The organism is Solibacillus sp. GQ1 (assembly GCF_059758555.1).
In genome coordinates this window covers 84,064-97,810 of record NZ_JCAXEX010000001.1, presented here as the reverse complement: position 1 = coordinate 97,810, position 13,747 = coordinate 84,064, and the positions used below count along the sequence as shown (strand labels likewise).

Sequence of the window (13,747 nt, the reverse complement as noted above, 5' to 3'; positions counted from 1 at the left end):
TTTAAATTGTGTATTTTAAATCGATTTCTTAATTTAGAATGCATAGCGATAGAAGAAGTTGCTCATACTAAATCTAACATATGAAACTTTTGTTTCGCTATTTTCGTATAATTAAGTGCAACTGACATAATTCGACATTATGAATTGCTTTTGTAATAGCTGCAAACACGTAATATACGCTACGAAAAAGTATAGTTGTTTTCATTAAAAGTGCAATAGAATTTTCATTACTTTTTGTAATTCGTTAAATTTATTTTGCTCTCAATTAAATAAGAAATGAGGTGGAAAAACTTGAAAAGACAGCAATTTAAAAAACGAAAAAAGCGAAAAAATTTCGCAAAAAAAATCGGACTCTTTATGATTGCCCTTTTATGTTTTTTCGCTGTTATGTTCCTTTCATTACGTATATATGCACAAGTTGCCGGAGCACCGCCACTTACCGTTCCGAAAGCTTCAATTTTTTTAGATAGCAATCATAATCAGATAGGTGACTATTTTACAAAGGAGCGTCGTTACTGGACAGACCTTGATGAAATTTCGCCTTACCTAATTGATGCTACTGTTGCGGTAGAAGATAAAGATTTCTTCGAGCACAGCGGTTTTGACTTTTCCCGGATTGCAGGTGCCGTTTTGGCGGATATTAAAGCCGGCAGTAAAGTGCAAGGTGCCAGTACGCTGACACAGCAATATGCACGAAATCTATATTTAACCCATGAAAAAACTTGGAACCGGAAATTAAACGAAGCCCTTTTTGCATATCGATTGGAGTTATTTTATTCAAAAGAAGAAATTTTAGAAGGCTATTTAAATACGGTTTATTACGGACACGGAATGTACGGGGCCGAAGCAGCAAGCCGTTACTTCTACGGCAAATCCGCAAAGGATCTGACATTGGCCGAAGCTTCAATGCTTGCAGGCGTGCCAAAAGGACCGACGTATTATTCGCCGCTTAATAACTTGGAAAAGGCGACAAATCGTCAGCAAGTGATTTTGCGGTTAATGAATGATCAGGGGAAAATTACAGACGATGAAAAAACCCGTGCCACTTCTGAGCAGGTTGCCCTAAAAAGCGATGAGTGGATTGCGACAAAATCAATTGCTCCTTACTTCCTGGATGTTGTATGGGAAGAAGCAAGCGATATTTTAGAAGAAAAAAACCTGAGTATTAGTGAAGGTGGCTGGACGATTCAAACTACACTCAACCAGGCACATCAACGCGCGGCGGAAAATGCGATCAAAACGAATATGCCAAACAGCGAATTGCAAGTTGGCTTTGTAAGCATGGAAGCTGATACAGGTTTTGTTACAGCACTTGTCGGCGGTCGTGATTACAGTGTAAGTTCGTTTAACCGTGTTGCGTTAGGTAACCGTCAGCCGGGTTCTGCCATCAAGCCGATACTGTATGCGGCAGCACTGGAAAAGGATTTCAATCCGATGTCCTTCCTAGATGTAAGTGAAACAACTTTTACGTATGATAGTGGACGAGCAACTTATACACCGCAAAACGTTAATAAAAAATACGCTGATCACGAACTTTCCCTGGCGCAGGCATTGGCGATTTCCGACAATATTTATGCTGTTAAAGCACTGGAAAACATCGGCTACCGGTCTTTCCGCGATGTTCAGAAACGTTTCGGGCTAAACTATTCCGAAAAAGATGTACCATCCATTGCACTTGGAACAGCAGAAAACTCGTTGTATGATTTAACAAATGCCTATAACATCATTGCTGCGGGCGGAGAGAAACGACAACCGACTACTGTATTGTCCATTACCGATGCAAAAGGAAAAGTCGTTTACAAATATAAGAAACCTGAAGAAGAACAAGTCATTTCCGAACAGGATGCTTTCATTTTAACGCAAATGATGACAGGTATGTTCGATCCTGTATTCAGTGATTACTCTCCGGCAACCGGGTTATCATTGCGTTCACGTATGAGTCACACATATGCAGCCAAATCAGGAACGACAAACAGTGACCAATGGATGATCGGTTTTACACCGAGTTTAACTGCAGGTGTATGGAATGGCTATGACCAAGGTAAAACTTTATCTGTTCAGGCAGATATGGCCGCATCTAAGCAAGTGTGGATTGATTTTATGGAAACAGCACTTGATGGAAAGGCGAACGAAACATTTACAATGCCAAGCGGTGTAGAGCCTGTGACTGTCGATATTCGTACAGGTAAACTGGCGCATGAGTCATGCTCAAGCCAGCGCATTATTTACATGAAAACAGAAGATATACCAAAAGAATCTTGTGCATCATTTGATCTCTTCAATCAGGATTCTTGGGGAAATTTCTTTGAATCATTGCCTTTTGAAGCATTGCGCAACTTTTGGGAATAAATTTAATTAAAAAAGCTCTTTCGTATCCGGTTCTAGTCCGTGACACGAAAGAGCTTTTCTATTTGTGGTGAATGAAAGGTTGAGAACCATGGGGCATTCGGCTTGGGAAGGTTCAAATGCCGCATACTGCTCAACCTGTTTCATTTCCCACATGTCCTAGCCTACTATTTCGCAAGCTTTAAATTCAGTTTACTTTCTTTTAGAACCAGTTTCAACCATGGATTTTTGTAGTTTTTGAAATGTCACATATTGTTCACTGAATTGCGTAATATTTCTAATAAAATATAGATTCCGTTAAATATTGCAGTATTATGCCAAATCCTGTTTTAATTTTTCTTCACTGTTGTTCCACATTTCGTCATTGTGGCTTTTCAGGAAGTCAGCCAGTATTTTCTTTGATGGCGCATCCATATGGTCCACAATTATGTGGCGCTTCATCGATTTATCCATTCTGTTTACATGTTCTGCCAAAATTTTGTAGCCACGACGTTTTTCACGATTTACGACCATTTCACAAGCCGTTACCCCCGCAAAATAAGCACCTGACTCTTTATGGTCAATTGTAACCCATACGAGCCAGTAATCTTTTCCGCCTGCTGAGTCTTCACGGTTCATCGTAAACTTAATGCCGCGCTCTACTTCACTTTTCGCATGCATTGCTCCGATATCAACAATTGCTGTTCCTTCCGTGACATCGACAATGACCGGTGAAACGTTTTCCAAAGAAAGTGAACCAATACCGAATCCTTTATGCCCATCGGTAGGATCATTTTTTATTATTGTAAAACCCATTTTCGGTTTCGATTTTTCTTCATTTGCCATTGTAAATCCCTCCAAATACGCTAATATAAATACTATACACTATATTTTAACTAGGAGGCGACAATATGCCAATCGTTACAATTAAAATGGTTGAGGGCCGCACAGATGAACAAAAACGCGCGCTCGTTGAAGAAGTTACACAAGCTGTTTCTAAAACAGTTGACGCACCAGTAGAAAATGTATCAATTATTATTGAAGAAATGTCTAAAAACCACTTCGCAAAAGGTGGCGTACGCTATAGTGACCAATAATGGTTGAGTAGCGTGAATTTCAGTTAATTAATAAATATGAAACACCTCAATCTTCCCTATGGAAAATGAGGTGTTTTTAATTTTGCGGGTATTGATTTCTGTAACTTAGCGGGCTTTTTCCGGCTATGTGCCGGCCATTCTGCTTACATTATACTTCCTCAATAAGCTGCTTAATTTCATTACGCAACGTGGCCGGGATCCGCTCGTCTGTAAATAGCTCTTCCGGATAATACACTTTATGGTCCACCTTGATACGACCGGCAATTGCTTCAACAATTTGGCTTTCTTCCGATAGTTCACGCTGCATCCCGTCCTGCATAAGTAAATAAATCGGCTTCTTCGTCCCTTCAATACCAGGGCGGTAAAAATCATACGGTAAATCTGATGTAGAATCATGTACTAAATAATATTCCGGGTCAATGCCCGCCTGTAAAAATAGTCGTTGCAGCTGTGCATATACTTCCGGCTGCTTGTAAGGATTCAAATTCGTATATTGGAACAGTTTCCGGTTGACGAATCTTCGGCATAGATCCCGTAAAATCTCATCATCTTCTTCCATCCAAAATTGGAAATACGCCATCATGATGTTTTCATCAAGTGCAATATAGTCTTCCAATGTAACATTCCCTCTGAAAAAAGATACGAAAGGCGTCGGTTCATATTTAAATGGATAATCATTTTTGCACAGCACTTTTACCCGTTTCAAAATATGGTTCAGCACGACTTCCGCACTTCTTGATACCGGGTGAAAATATATTTGCAAATACATTTGGTAGCGGCTCATGATGTAGTGCTCGACCGCATGCATTCCGCTTTCTTTTATAACAACTCCATTATCGCGCGGACGCATAACACGCATGATGCGCTCCATATCAAAATGTCCGTAGCTGACGCCTGTGTAATACGCATCGCGTTGCAGGTAATCCATACGGTCAGCATCGATCTGACTGGAAATCAGGCTGACAACCAATTCATTTGGATACGTTTTTTCAATTACTTGTGCAACCTTTTCAGGGAAGTCATCCGCCACTCGACGGAGTACGGCATTTACCTCTGTATCCCCCAGCAGAATTTGACGTGTAAAATATTCATGGTCTGTTTCAAATACATTCTCAAATGCATGGGAGAACGGACCGTGCCCTAAATCATGCAGTAATGCGGCACATAATACGAGTAACCGCTCAGACTCATCCCATTCTTTTCTTCCTTTAAATACATCATCCACAATACGACGGACAATTTCATATACTCCTAATGAGTGATTGAATCGGCTATGTTCAGCTCCGTGGAACACTAAATACGTCGTACCAAGCTGCTTGATACGGCGCAGTCTTTGAAATTCTCTTGTTTTGACCAAATCCCAGATGACTTGATCCCGAACGTGAATATAGCGATGGACAGGGTCTTTAAAAACTTTTTCCTCTTGCAGTTTTGTTTTTGCATATGTCATCAACATAGCCCACCTCCTTATCTCTTAACATCATTATAAGTGAGTTGTCATTGAAATAGAAATGAATCCGCCGAAAACGCAAAAAGGACGTGTTCTGAATATATTTCAGAACGCGTCCTTTTTACGCTGTTACTTTTTCAATTTGTCCAGTACCTTTACCATTAACTCCTCTTCAGTTAATGCGGCGACTGGTCGGTTATTTACAAATGTAAATGTTTTTTTGCGGCCTGGGCCACAGTATGAATGACAGCCAATTTCAATCGTTGCTTCTGGATCAATTTCCTTTAATTTTGGAATTAACGTCTTTAAATTAACGGCCTGACATTCATCGCAAACGTGGAATAAGTTTGCCATAGTGTCAACACCTCTCTATGAGCTATTTTCGCTGTTTTAACCTATTTGCTATTGTATCTCATTTTGCTTATTTCATTCAAGCATTATCCTAGCAATTCCGGTCAAAGTTCTGCTAGGAACATATTTCTCATCATTCTAGCAACAATTTACGATATATTGAATAAATGTTTTCCCCTTTGGACATGATAGATTTACAACAACAAAACTATTATTAATCAGGGGGAGTTTTTGATGACAAAAACAAGACAAGATGCATGGGTGAAAGAGAATGATGAGCTGTTAGCAGAGGCTGTTTTACGCCATGTAAAAGAAGGAAGTACACAATTAAATGCATTTGAGGAAGCTGGGGATTTACTGAATCGAACAGCAGCAGCTTGCGGATTTCGCTGGAATGCCGTAGTCCGACGTATTTATGAAGAAGATTTGGCACAAGCAAAAAAAGAACGTAAAGAACGTATGCGCATGATGAATACGGCTACAAAACGCAGAACTACACCAGTATACTTACTGCCGTCAAATGAAAATCAGCCAACATCGATACCATTATCGGCATTATCACTCGATATCGTCATTGCATACTTAGTACAACTGCAGCATTCGAATTCAAATGAGCAGGATCTATTGAAATGGCGCAAATTGACATCACTATTAACGGAACAGAAAAACCAGCTCGAGCAACAGCTTGCAGCACTGCAAAAAGAGAATAAAGCGATTAAAGAAGATTACGAGCAGTTTGTTTCTATTATGAACCGCGCAAGACGACTTGTAGCACTAGAAACAGATACTGAGGCCACGCCAACATTCAAAATGGAGCGTAACGGCAACTTGATTTCCCAAACATCGTTAAATGATTCAGGCGAAGCGCTATATTAGCACCTCGCCTGCTTTTTATTTAATTATTTACTTAGCATTGATTCATTGCGCTTGAACACGCGGTCTAAATAGAAGTTGTACAATTCCATTTCCTCTTGCTGCAATGGCAGTTCAAATAGCTGGCCATTCTTTTGCTTCAATAGATTGCGAAGTCTTTCATTCACTTCAAATACTGTCAGGTTTTGCCCTGTCAGTTGTTGAAGTGAAGCCATGACTTCCGGCTTGATATCCGGATACTCGAATTTCGTTTTCTCGCCTTGCAGACCACTTTCATAAAAATGTTTAATCAGTTCCGCGCGTTCACTGCCGCTGCCTTCAACACATAAATAAATCTGAACAGCAATCCCGTTTTTCATGCGACGCTGTGAAATACCGGCAAACTTTTGACCATCTATACTTAAATCATATGAACCTGGACAATAAGAACCAACAATTTCATATGCTTCTATTTTGGTTGCAATTTCAGGGAATAACTGACGAATCAATGCAACCATCATTTCAAATGCATTATTAATACTTAGAGGCTTGTCCTCATTTAATACAATTGAAATATTTAAAACCCCTGCATCCAATACGACAGCCAGTCCTCCAGAATTGCGGACAATCGGCTCATAACCACTGTTCTTCAATGTTTCCATTCCTTGCTCTATATAAGGTAAGCGATGATCTTGAATTCCGAGAACTACTGCATCATGATGGACCCAAGTTCGTATTGTCGAATTGGTCATTTTCTGACCGACTAGATGACATAGTGTATCATCCATTGCAAAGGACTCTAATGGCGAGCGTTTATTCGCGCTGATCGACTGATCGATAAAACGCCACACTGTTTGCTGCAAAATATCATTCATATTTTATACTCCTAGCCTAATTTTTCCTCACTTTAGCATACCGTATTTTAAAGTCATGTCAAATTGGTGAATTGACGGAATTTACGGTTTTGAAATGATATTTTTTCCTGAAACTATGCTACACTACTTGTGAATCATTTTCATTTACAAGGAGTGTTTGAACAGATGAATGAAGCAGCAATTACATTAGACGGCTGGTACGCATTACATGAATTCCGCTCAATGGACTGGGCATCATGGAAATTGGTTTCGGCCGAAGAACGCGAAGCCGCTACAAAAGAATTTATCGCATTTTTAGAAGACTTAAATAAAGATACAGGTTCGAATGCTTTTTACTCAATTATTGGCCAAAAAGCGGATTTCATGATTATGACTTTACGTGAAACACCTGAAGAACTAAATGAAATCGAAACAAAATTCGCGAAATTGGCGATTGCCGATTTTACAATTCCAACGTATTCTTACGTTTCTGTAGTCGAATTATCGAACTATTTAGCTGGTAAGTCAGATGAAGATCCATATCAAAACCCGCATGTTCGTGCGCGTTTATATCCTGAACTGCCAAAATCAAAATACGTATGCTTCTATCCAATGGATAAAAAACGTGAAGGCAATGACAACTGGTACATGCTTTCAATGGAAGATCGTAAAAAATTGATGTATGACCACGGTCTAATCGGCCGCAGCTATGCAGGTAAAATCAAACAAATTATAACTGGTTCTGTCGGCTTAGACGATCATGAGTGGGGCGTTACATTATTCTCTGATGATATGCTTCAATTCAAGAAAATCGTTTATGAAATGCGCTTTGATGAAGTTTCAGCTCGTTACGGCGAATTCGGTGAGTTCCTAGTAGGAAACTTGCTGGACAATGAAAAACTAGAAAAACTGTTAGCAATTTAATGTCTTAACCCGTTCCCCCACTTGATGTTTGGCTTAACCAATTTCAAAAGTGTGGAACGGGTTTATTTTTTCCTGAAACGTAAAAGATGAGCCGATTTATTTCGGCTCATCTTTTACGTTTGATTCATCCTGCAACTTTAAAATTATAATGATTGTATTAATGAAGAAACCGATGATGATTAGAAGAACCAATAAATACCAATGAATCGGCTGTTCATAAAATATTGCAACCGCAAAAGACAATAATGCGCTAATTATTATGCCTAACCAAACTCCTATTTTCATGATGTTCCACTCCTGCGCTTTTCGTCAACACCGGCAACAATCTCTTATTTATTTACTTTATCTTTCCCAATACATTGAAATTTATTACATATATCCGAACTAATTAACCTATAGTATGTCGCCTGTTCAAAAAACAACACTGTTTTTGGTGTTCAACTTTTTTATTTATGCATATACTAAGTCGAAAAAGGAGGTCACATCGAACGCCTAAACTTCAAATAAAAGGTTTACATGCCGCCCTTCTTTCTTCGGTTACAGTGCGGCAGAAGGTGAAGCAAGTGTCCTGCTTATTGTGAACACAGAGAAACAGCAGCCATTTCTTCGTTTACTGTTTCTTGCGCCGATGACTGCAGTATATTAAATTTCTTTATGAAAGGATGCAAAATTGACTTATTATTGGACGTCTCCAATGCAACAAATGAATCCTGCGACGGTTCCGATGACTTCGGGTATACCAGGTATGCAAGGAGTAGGCTTTCCACGTGAGGAATCCTATATCGAGAATATTTTACGATTAAACAGAGGTAAACCAGGTACGTTTTATTTTTCATTTGATAATGCGGTAGCTGGCAGTAATACACGGGCGGTCCGTGGGGTTGTGGAAGCAGCCGGCCGTGACCATGTAATTTTACGTGATTTAAAAAATAACCACCGATTCCTGTTCCCGATGATTTACTTTGACTATGCGGAATTCGATGAAGAATTAAGTTATTTCACACAACAACCTTAAATAAGTAAGGCGCCTTTTTTAAAGCGCCTTTTTTTTGTTGCAGAAAAGCAGCAGACATAACTCAAAAACGTCATTTTTCTCAGGAGAAAAATGACGTTTTTGCTGTAAATAAAAATATTAGCTTCTTACTACGAGTACTTAACTCTTTTTCAAGCAGGTTTCCACTCATTTCACCCTTATGGAATGGATTATACTTTAAACTGCAAAATTTCCTGTTGGAGTGTTTGTGCATTATCGCTTAATGTCACGGCAACTGCATTTACTTGCTGCATTGTAGCGGTCTGTTCCTCTACTGCTGCCGCAATCATCTCCAAATTTCCGCTTGATTCATTTGAACTTTGGGCAATTTCATTAACCGATGCTGTCACCTGCTCTGCACTTGCAGAAAGCTCTTCGGAAGTAGCTGAAATTTCCTGGATTTGCATCGACATTTGTGTCACTGCATCTACAATCGTTGTAAATGATTCCCCTGCATTTGCAATAATCTTCACACCATCTTCCACAGAAACTAACGAATCCGATACGGCGCGTTCAACATTTTCTGTATCCGCTTTAATTTCAAGTGTTAAGTTAACAATTGAGTTGGCGGATGATTTGGATTGCTCTGCCAGCTTCCGCACTTCATCGGCTACAACAGCGAACCCTTTTCCATGTTCTCCGGCACGTGCGGCTTCAATCGCTGCATTTAATGCCAATAAATTCGTCTGATCCGTAATCGATGTGATTAGTTGGGAAATGTTATTAATTTCTTCTGTTTGTTGTGCCAGTTTTTGCACTAGAGCATTTACAGAGTTTGTGGATGAACTAATAATGCTCATTTGTTGTTGGGCATCATAAATAATTTGCCCACCGTCTTTAGCTGTCTGTGTCGCATCAACCGAATTCCCAAGCAATTTTTGCGTTGATTCCGCAATTCGTTGTACACCTGCTGCTGTTTCTTCCATAGCACGTGCACTTTCATTTGATGCATGTGCAGAAATTTGAGCTCTTTCAGCTGTATCATTTACACGCACCGTTACATCTTCCGTCGTCGCCGATATTTCTTCGGTACTTGCCGAAAGCTCCTGTGCTGCCGCATTTACTTGCTCTGAATTAACCTGAATATTTTTAATCAGATTCGATAAATTATTTTTCATCGAATTGAACGCGTTGCCTAACTGGCCAATTTCGTCCTTTGTTTTCACTAGAATATCTTGCTGCGATAAATCCCCTGCTGCAATAAGATTCGCTTCATTTACAATACCATTTAATGGAGAAATGATTGTTTTACGAATATAAATCATAACAAGTACGCCAATAAGAACACTGATTGCTAAAGCAATTCCTGCAACTAAAACGGAGAAGCCAATCGCATCACCGGCTTTCGTTTTAATTGCATCAAGTTCTTTTTCCTGATGCTCAACCATTTGAGCTGTTGCATCGAACATTCCGTCATTTGCTGCGCGCAGTTTTGTATTTATAAAACCGTTTGCGAGTATTTGATCGCCCCGTTCGAAAGCATCCATCATATCAAGGTAACCGTAATTAAAGTCATCTCGGTACTTAATGATTTGTTCCATCTGTTCTGTCATCGTATCACTTGATACTAGCGTACTTAAATATTCAATCTCCTGATCCAGTAATTCGTTGTACTGCTTAAAGCTTTCGGCAGATTCTTCTTTTCCATCAAAAACAAGTGCCCGCACATACATTCCTTGCATCGCGACATTAAAACGGATTTTGTCTACGGAACGAATCTGCTCTACCCTGTAGTCGAGTGCTTCTTCCATATTTCCCTGTATATTTTTCAAACTCATATAGTTAAGTACTACTGTAATCATAATTAATATGATCATTATAATTAGTGCAGCATTTAACCTTTTCCCTACACTCATGTTGATTCCTCTTCTCGTTGTTCATTTAAAAGAAATTCCATTGTTGCCTGTCCTAAAACTTTTGCAGCGATAAGCATTGCCCGTTCATCAAAATCAAACCGGGCATGATGATGCGGATAAACTGTTTCCCATTCCGGATCCTTTGCTCCTGTAAAGAAGAAAGTTCCTGGAACATGCTGCATATAGTAGCCGTAATCTTCCCCAATCATAAATGGAGGACAGACTGTGACCTTTTCAACACCTGGTGTTTCCTTTGCAATTTGTGCAACAAATTGTGTTTCCGATACATGATTGACTACGGGCGGATACCCATCGAAGTATTCAAAACGATAGTCAGCATGCATTCCTAAACATGTCGCTTTCAATAATAATTCGATTTCCTCTTTCATCTGTTTTCGAACATGTTCATCAAATGCACGTACAGTTCCTTGAATTTTCACTGTATCGGCTATGACATTAAACGGATTGACCGCTTCAAATTGTCCGACCGTCACTACACCTGATTCAAGCGGTGCAATACGGCGCGAAATAATTGTCTGCAACTGAGTGACAAAGTGTGCACCAACAACGATTGCGTCAACCGAATGCTGTGGCTCTGCACCGTGTCCGCCCTTTCCTTGAATCACAATTTCAAATCGATCTGCCGCTGCCATAATGGCTCCTTCTCGTACAAGCACTTCTCCTAAAGGAGTCGGTGCCCATAAATGTGTTCCGAAAATTACGTCCACACCGTCTAAACAGCCATCTTCGATCATTGCCTTTGCCCCTCCTGGAGCAAGCTCTTCTGCATGCTGATGGATAAACACGATATTGCCGGATAGATGTTCCCGCATTTCTGTCAATGCTTTCGCCAAAATGAGTAATGTTGCCGTATGACCATCATGACCGCATGCATGCATCACTCCATCATTTTTTGATTTATAAGGAAAATCATTTAGTTCCTGAATTGCCAATGCATCAAAATCGGCACGTAATGCTACCGTCTTTCCAGATTTTGCCCCTTTTAATGTGGCTACAACTCCACGCCCTCCAACATATTCTCGAACTTCCAAGCCTAATTCACGGTGGAACTTGGCAATGTATGCAGGTGTATGTACTTCGTGATGGGATAGTTCCGGATGCTCATGTAAATAGCGTCGAATAATTACCATCTCTTCAAAATTATCTTCTAACTTTAATAATAATTGGTCCATTTTCCTTACCCCTTTACTCTCTTACTTTATAACTATACAATAAATTCAAATAATTTAGATAAAAGATTTAATTTTCCTAATAAAATAATAAAAAAAGCATATACTTCCTTTTTAAGAAGTATATGCTATAAATTTTATTGAGTCTTTTTTACTACTGTTGTTATAACCATTATCCAGCCCACTAAAAAGAATACCCCACCGATAGGAGTAATGGCGCCTAGTACACCGATTCCTGTTAAAGCTAATACCATCAAGCTTCCCGCGAAGATTATAATACCTGCATTAAAGCAGAACATCGCAATTTTCAACTGCTTCACTTCACCGAAAATAGCTTTTGACATTAAAATACCGACCAAAATAAGTGCTGTTGCATGAAACATTTGATACTGGATCGCTGTATCCCAAATACCGGCGCTGTAATCATCCAGTAAATCTTCGAGTGCATGTGCTGCAAATGCGCCTAATGCAACTGCTAAAAAACCGTGAATTGCGCCAGATATAATTGAACCTTTCATTTCTTTTACCTCTTTCTTTTTCTAATACAAGTTTCATCCCTATAAATAGGGGGATTTCATTCCGAACAGGCGTATCTCTCTGTTAAAAGTCAAACAATGAGTCGCCGTTTGCATCGTCTTCTTCAAGCTTTTGTGCAGGAATTGCGACCGGTTGCGTGTATACGGGTGACGAGATCGTTGTACTCATGCTATTTATGGAAGCAGGTTTTGGCGAAATGATTTTTTCGTCTAAAACGACATCACATAGCGCACGAATTGCCGCAAGTTTTTCACGGGCTTGTTGTTCCGTTGCCGCATGTGCTGCTTCTGTTGTCAATTTTTCAATTTGCTTAACAATCGATTCATACGTAATCATCGCATTTGCCCTCCTTCTCTATTTTTCGGTACAAATTTTAAGCAGTCCATTCCCGAAGACTGTTTTACAACGAGAGATGGCAGCTGCTTCGTTTTAAAGCCATATGCTGTGCAACCGCGCGGATTAAACTGATCCCATGTCACACGAAAATGCTGGCATTTAAAGCAATCTACTTTCATTTGCCGTTCCCTCTCTTTCTATCATTACTTTACCATGCTTTCAGGCAAAAGTTTAGCTTGTTTCTCTATTTCTTCGCTAAGCACCAGTCAATAGGCTGCTGTCCTAAAGACAGTAGTGCTTTATTTGTTTTTGAATAAGGTTTGCTTCCGAAAAAGCCGCGGTGTGCGCTTAATGGACTCGGATGAGGCGATTGCAAAATAATATGTTTATCTGAAATCTGTTCAATTAAAATCCGTTTACTTTGCGCCGGTTTTCCCCATAATAAAAATACAATTGGCTGTTCACGTTTTGCGAGATGTTCAATAATAGTATTCGTCAACTGTTCCCAACCTTGGCCTTTATGGGAATTGGCTTTGCCTGCCTGTACAGTTAAAACGGTGTTCAATAATAATACACCCTGCTTTGCCCACGACGTTAAGTCCCCATGTTCCGGGATTTCGCAGCCAATGTCCTGCTGCAGTTCCTTCATCATATTTTTTAGACTCGGCGGCAATTTTTGCCCTTTTTCAACTGAAAAACTTAATCCATGTGCCTGATTCGGACCATGATACGGATCTTGTCCTAATATGACTACTTTTACATTTTCGTAATCCGTTAACTGGAGGGCATTGAAAATATTCTCCTTCTTTGGATAAACTGTCTCTTCCCTGTATTGTCTCTCTAAAAATGTCTCAAGAAGTCTATAGTACGGCTGCTCTGCTTCTCGAGCCAATAAATCTTTCCAACTATTCGTCAACTGTTCCATCATAATTTCCACCTCAT

At 39.7% G+C, this 13,747-nt stretch carries 17 protein-coding genes; 5 read left to right on the top strand and 12 right to left on the bottom strand.

Features of this window, described 5'->3' with window-relative positions; all coding sequences use genetic code 11:
• The first annotated feature begins 291 nt into the window (after nucleotides 1-291).
• Nucleotides 292-2,349 (top strand): transglycosylase domain-containing protein, encoded by a 2,058-nt coding sequence (locus tag AC6CH1_RS00485; protein WP_427711437.1) that lies wholly within the window; start codon nucleotides 292-294, stop codon nucleotides 2,347-2,349.
• 6 nt (nucleotides 2,350-2,355) lie between these two features.
• On the opposite strand, the gene AC6CH1_RS00480 is transcribed toward AC6CH1_RS00485, so the two are convergent.
• Entirely contained in the window at nucleotides 2,356-2,502 is a 147-nt protein-coding gene (locus tag AC6CH1_RS00480) for a hypothetical protein (protein WP_251689895.1), read from the bottom strand.
• 156 nt (nucleotides 2,503-2,658) lie between these two features.
• Nucleotides 2,659-3,171 carry a YwhD family protein gene (locus tag AC6CH1_RS00475; RefSeq protein WP_498315949.1) on the bottom strand — a complete coding sequence of 171 codons (513 nt, stop codon included), beginning with the start codon at nucleotides 3,169-3,171 and terminating at the stop codon, nucleotides 2,659-2,661.
• Nucleotides 3,172-3,236: 65 nt separating this feature from the next.
• On the opposite strand from AC6CH1_RS00475, the gene thmT reads away from it, so the two are divergent.
• The gene (gene thmT, locus AC6CH1_RS00470; RefSeq protein ID WP_079524602.1) at nucleotides 3,237-3,422 is read left to right on the top strand and encodes a 2-hydroxymuconate tautomerase; all 186 of its coding nucleotides are present in this window, start codon (nucleotides 3,237-3,239) and stop codon (nucleotides 3,420-3,422) included.
• A gap of 148 nt (nucleotides 3,423-3,570) precedes the next feature.
• Here thmT and AC6CH1_RS00465 read toward each other — a convergent pair whose 3' ends face one another.
• Together AC6CH1_RS00465 and AC6CH1_RS00460 are read right to left on the bottom strand one after the other, a co-directional pair.
• Nucleotides 3,571-4,878, bottom strand: coding sequence for an HD domain-containing protein (locus AC6CH1_RS00465; RefSeq protein WP_251689897.1), 1,308 nt, complete (start codon nucleotides 4,876-4,878; stop codon nucleotides 3,571-3,573).
• A 123-nt stretch (nucleotides 4,879-5,001) separates the two neighbouring features.
• A complete protein-coding gene (locus tag AC6CH1_RS00460; RefSeq protein WP_008404549.1) occupies nucleotides 5,002-5,226 on the bottom strand; it encodes a YuzB family protein in 225 nt (74 codons plus the stop codon).
• Nucleotides 5,227-5,457: 231 nt separating this feature from the next.
• On the opposite strand from AC6CH1_RS00460, the gene AC6CH1_RS00455 reads away from it, so the two are divergent.
• A complete protein-coding gene (locus AC6CH1_RS00455) occupies nucleotides 5,458-6,099 on the top strand; it encodes an RsfA family transcriptional regulator (RefSeq protein ID WP_251689898.1) in 642 nt (213 codons plus the stop codon).
• 23 nt (nucleotides 6,100-6,122) lie between these two features.
• Here the strand turns inward: AC6CH1_RS00455 and lipL are convergent, their stop codons facing one another.
• A complete protein-coding gene (gene lipL / locus AC6CH1_RS00450; RefSeq protein WP_498315946.1) occupies nucleotides 6,123-6,950 on the bottom strand; it encodes an octanoyl-[GcvH]:protein N-octanoyltransferase in 828 nt (275 codons plus the stop codon).
• Nucleotides 6,951-7,115: 165 nt separating this feature from the next.
• Between lipL and hemQ the strand changes: the two genes are divergently transcribed.
• Nucleotides 7,116-7,853 (top strand): hydrogen peroxide-dependent heme synthase, encoded by a 738-nt coding sequence (gene hemQ, locus AC6CH1_RS00445; protein WP_251689900.1) that lies wholly within the window; start codon nucleotides 7,116-7,118, stop codon nucleotides 7,851-7,853.
• 96 nt (nucleotides 7,854-7,949) lie between these two features.
• Here hemQ and AC6CH1_RS00440 read toward each other — a convergent pair whose 3' ends face one another.
• Nucleotides 7,950-8,138: a hypothetical protein gene (locus AC6CH1_RS00440; RefSeq protein ID WP_008404557.1), complete on the bottom strand. Its 189-nt coding sequence runs from the start codon at nucleotides 8,136-8,138 to the stop codon at nucleotides 7,950-7,952.
• Between the two features lie 409 nt (nucleotides 8,139-8,547).
• Between AC6CH1_RS00440 and gerQ the strand changes: the two genes are divergently transcribed.
• On the top strand, nucleotides 8,548-8,868 hold the full coding sequence (gene gerQ, locus AC6CH1_RS00435) for a spore coat protein GerQ (RefSeq protein ID WP_251689901.1): 321 nt from the start codon (nucleotides 8,548-8,550) through the stop codon (nucleotides 8,866-8,868).
• 188 nt (nucleotides 8,869-9,056) lie between these two features.
• Here the strand turns inward: gerQ and AC6CH1_RS00430 are convergent, their stop codons facing one another.
• The 6 genes from AC6CH1_RS00430 to AC6CH1_RS00405 form a co-directional block, all read right to left on the bottom strand.
• A complete protein-coding gene (locus tag AC6CH1_RS00430) occupies nucleotides 9,057-10,742 on the bottom strand; it encodes a methyl-accepting chemotaxis protein (RefSeq protein ID WP_251689902.1) in 1,686 nt (561 codons plus the stop codon).
• Complete coding sequence (locus AC6CH1_RS00425) at nucleotides 10,739-11,935, bottom strand: amidohydrolase (protein ID WP_498315943.1); 1,197 nt, start codon at nucleotides 11,933-11,935, stop codon at nucleotides 10,739-10,741. Before AC6CH1_RS00425 ends, AC6CH1_RS00430 begins: the two co-directional genes overlap by 4 nt.
• A gap of 134 nt (nucleotides 11,936-12,069) precedes the next feature.
• Nucleotides 12,070-12,450: a DUF423 domain-containing protein gene (locus AC6CH1_RS00420; protein WP_498315942.1), complete on the bottom strand. Its 381-nt coding sequence runs from the start codon at nucleotides 12,448-12,450 to the stop codon at nucleotides 12,070-12,072.
• 82 nt (nucleotides 12,451-12,532) lie between these two features.
• Nucleotides 12,533-12,805: a YwdI family protein gene (locus AC6CH1_RS00415; RefSeq protein WP_498315940.1), complete on the bottom strand. Its 273-nt coding sequence runs from the start codon at nucleotides 12,803-12,805 to the stop codon at nucleotides 12,533-12,535.
• Nucleotides 12,802-12,984, bottom strand: coding sequence for a uracil-DNA glycosylase (locus AC6CH1_RS00410; RefSeq protein WP_251689906.1), 183 nt, complete (start codon nucleotides 12,982-12,984; stop codon nucleotides 12,802-12,804). Before AC6CH1_RS00410 ends, AC6CH1_RS00415 begins: the two co-directional genes overlap by 4 nt.
• Before the next feature lie 65 nt (nucleotides 12,985-13,049).
• On the bottom strand, nucleotides 13,050-13,733 hold the full coding sequence (locus AC6CH1_RS00405; RefSeq protein ID WP_251689907.1) for a uracil-DNA glycosylase: 684 nt from the start codon (nucleotides 13,731-13,733) through the stop codon (nucleotides 13,050-13,052).
• Nucleotides 13,734-13,747 lie beyond the last annotated feature (14 nt).

What these genes read in the sequence shown, in the direction of transcription:
- AC6CH1_RS00480 (WP_251689895.1), bottom strand. Translation starts at nt 2,502, where the DNA reads ATGTGGGAAATGAAACAGGTTGAGCAGTATGCGGCATTTGAACCTTCC.
- AC6CH1_RS00475 (WP_498315949.1), bottom strand. Translation starts at nt 3,171, where the DNA reads ATGGCAAATGAAGAAAAATCGAAACCGAAAATGGGTTTTACAATAATA.
- thmT (WP_079524602.1), top strand. Translation starts at nt 3,237, where the DNA reads ATGCCAATCGTTACAATTAAAATGGTTGAGGGCCGCACAGATGAACAA.
- AC6CH1_RS00465 (WP_251689897.1), bottom strand. Translation starts at nt 4,878, where the DNA reads ATGTTGATGACATATGCAAAAACAAAACTGCAAGAGGAAAAAGTTTTT.
- AC6CH1_RS00460 (WP_008404549.1), bottom strand. Translation starts at nt 5,226, where the DNA reads ATGGCAAACTTATTCCACGTTTGCGATGAATGTCAGGCCGTTAATTTA.
- AC6CH1_RS00455 (WP_251689898.1), top strand. Translation starts at nt 5,458, where the DNA reads ATGACAAAAACAAGACAAGATGCATGGGTGAAAGAGAATGATGAGCTG.
- lipL (WP_498315946.1), bottom strand. Translation starts at nt 6,950, where the DNA reads ATGAATGATATTTTGCAGCAAACAGTGTGGCGTTTTATCGATCAGTCG.
- hemQ (WP_251689900.1), top strand. Translation starts at nt 7,116, where the DNA reads ATGAATGAAGCAGCAATTACATTAGACGGCTGGTACGCATTACATGAA.
- AC6CH1_RS00440 (WP_008404557.1), bottom strand. Translation starts at nt 8,138, where the DNA reads ATGAAAATAGGAGTTTGGTTAGGCATAATAATTAGCGCATTATTGTCT.
- gerQ (WP_251689901.1), top strand. Translation starts at nt 8,548, where the DNA reads ATGCAACAAATGAATCCTGCGACGGTTCCGATGACTTCGGGTATACCA.
- AC6CH1_RS00430 (WP_251689902.1), bottom strand. Translation starts at nt 10,742, where the DNA reads ATGAGTGTAGGGAAAAGGTTAAATGCTGCACTAATTATAATGATCATA.
- AC6CH1_RS00425 (WP_498315943.1), bottom strand. Translation starts at nt 11,935, where the DNA reads ATGGACCAATTATTATTAAAGTTAGAAGATAATTTTGAAGAGATGGTA.
- AC6CH1_RS00420 (WP_498315942.1), bottom strand. Translation starts at nt 12,450, where the DNA reads ATGAAAGGTTCAATTATATCTGGCGCAATTCACGGTTTTTTAGCAGTT.
- AC6CH1_RS00415 (WP_498315940.1), bottom strand. Translation starts at nt 12,805, where the DNA reads ATGATTACGTATGAATCGATTGTTAAGCAAATTGAAAAATTGACAACA.
- AC6CH1_RS00410 (WP_251689906.1), bottom strand. Translation starts at nt 12,984, where the DNA reads ATGAAAGTAGATTGCTTTAAATGCCAGCATTTTCGTGTGACATGGGAT.
- AC6CH1_RS00405 (WP_251689907.1), bottom strand. Translation starts at nt 13,733, where the DNA reads ATGATGGAACAGTTGACGAATAGTTGGAAAGATTTATTGGCTCGAGAA.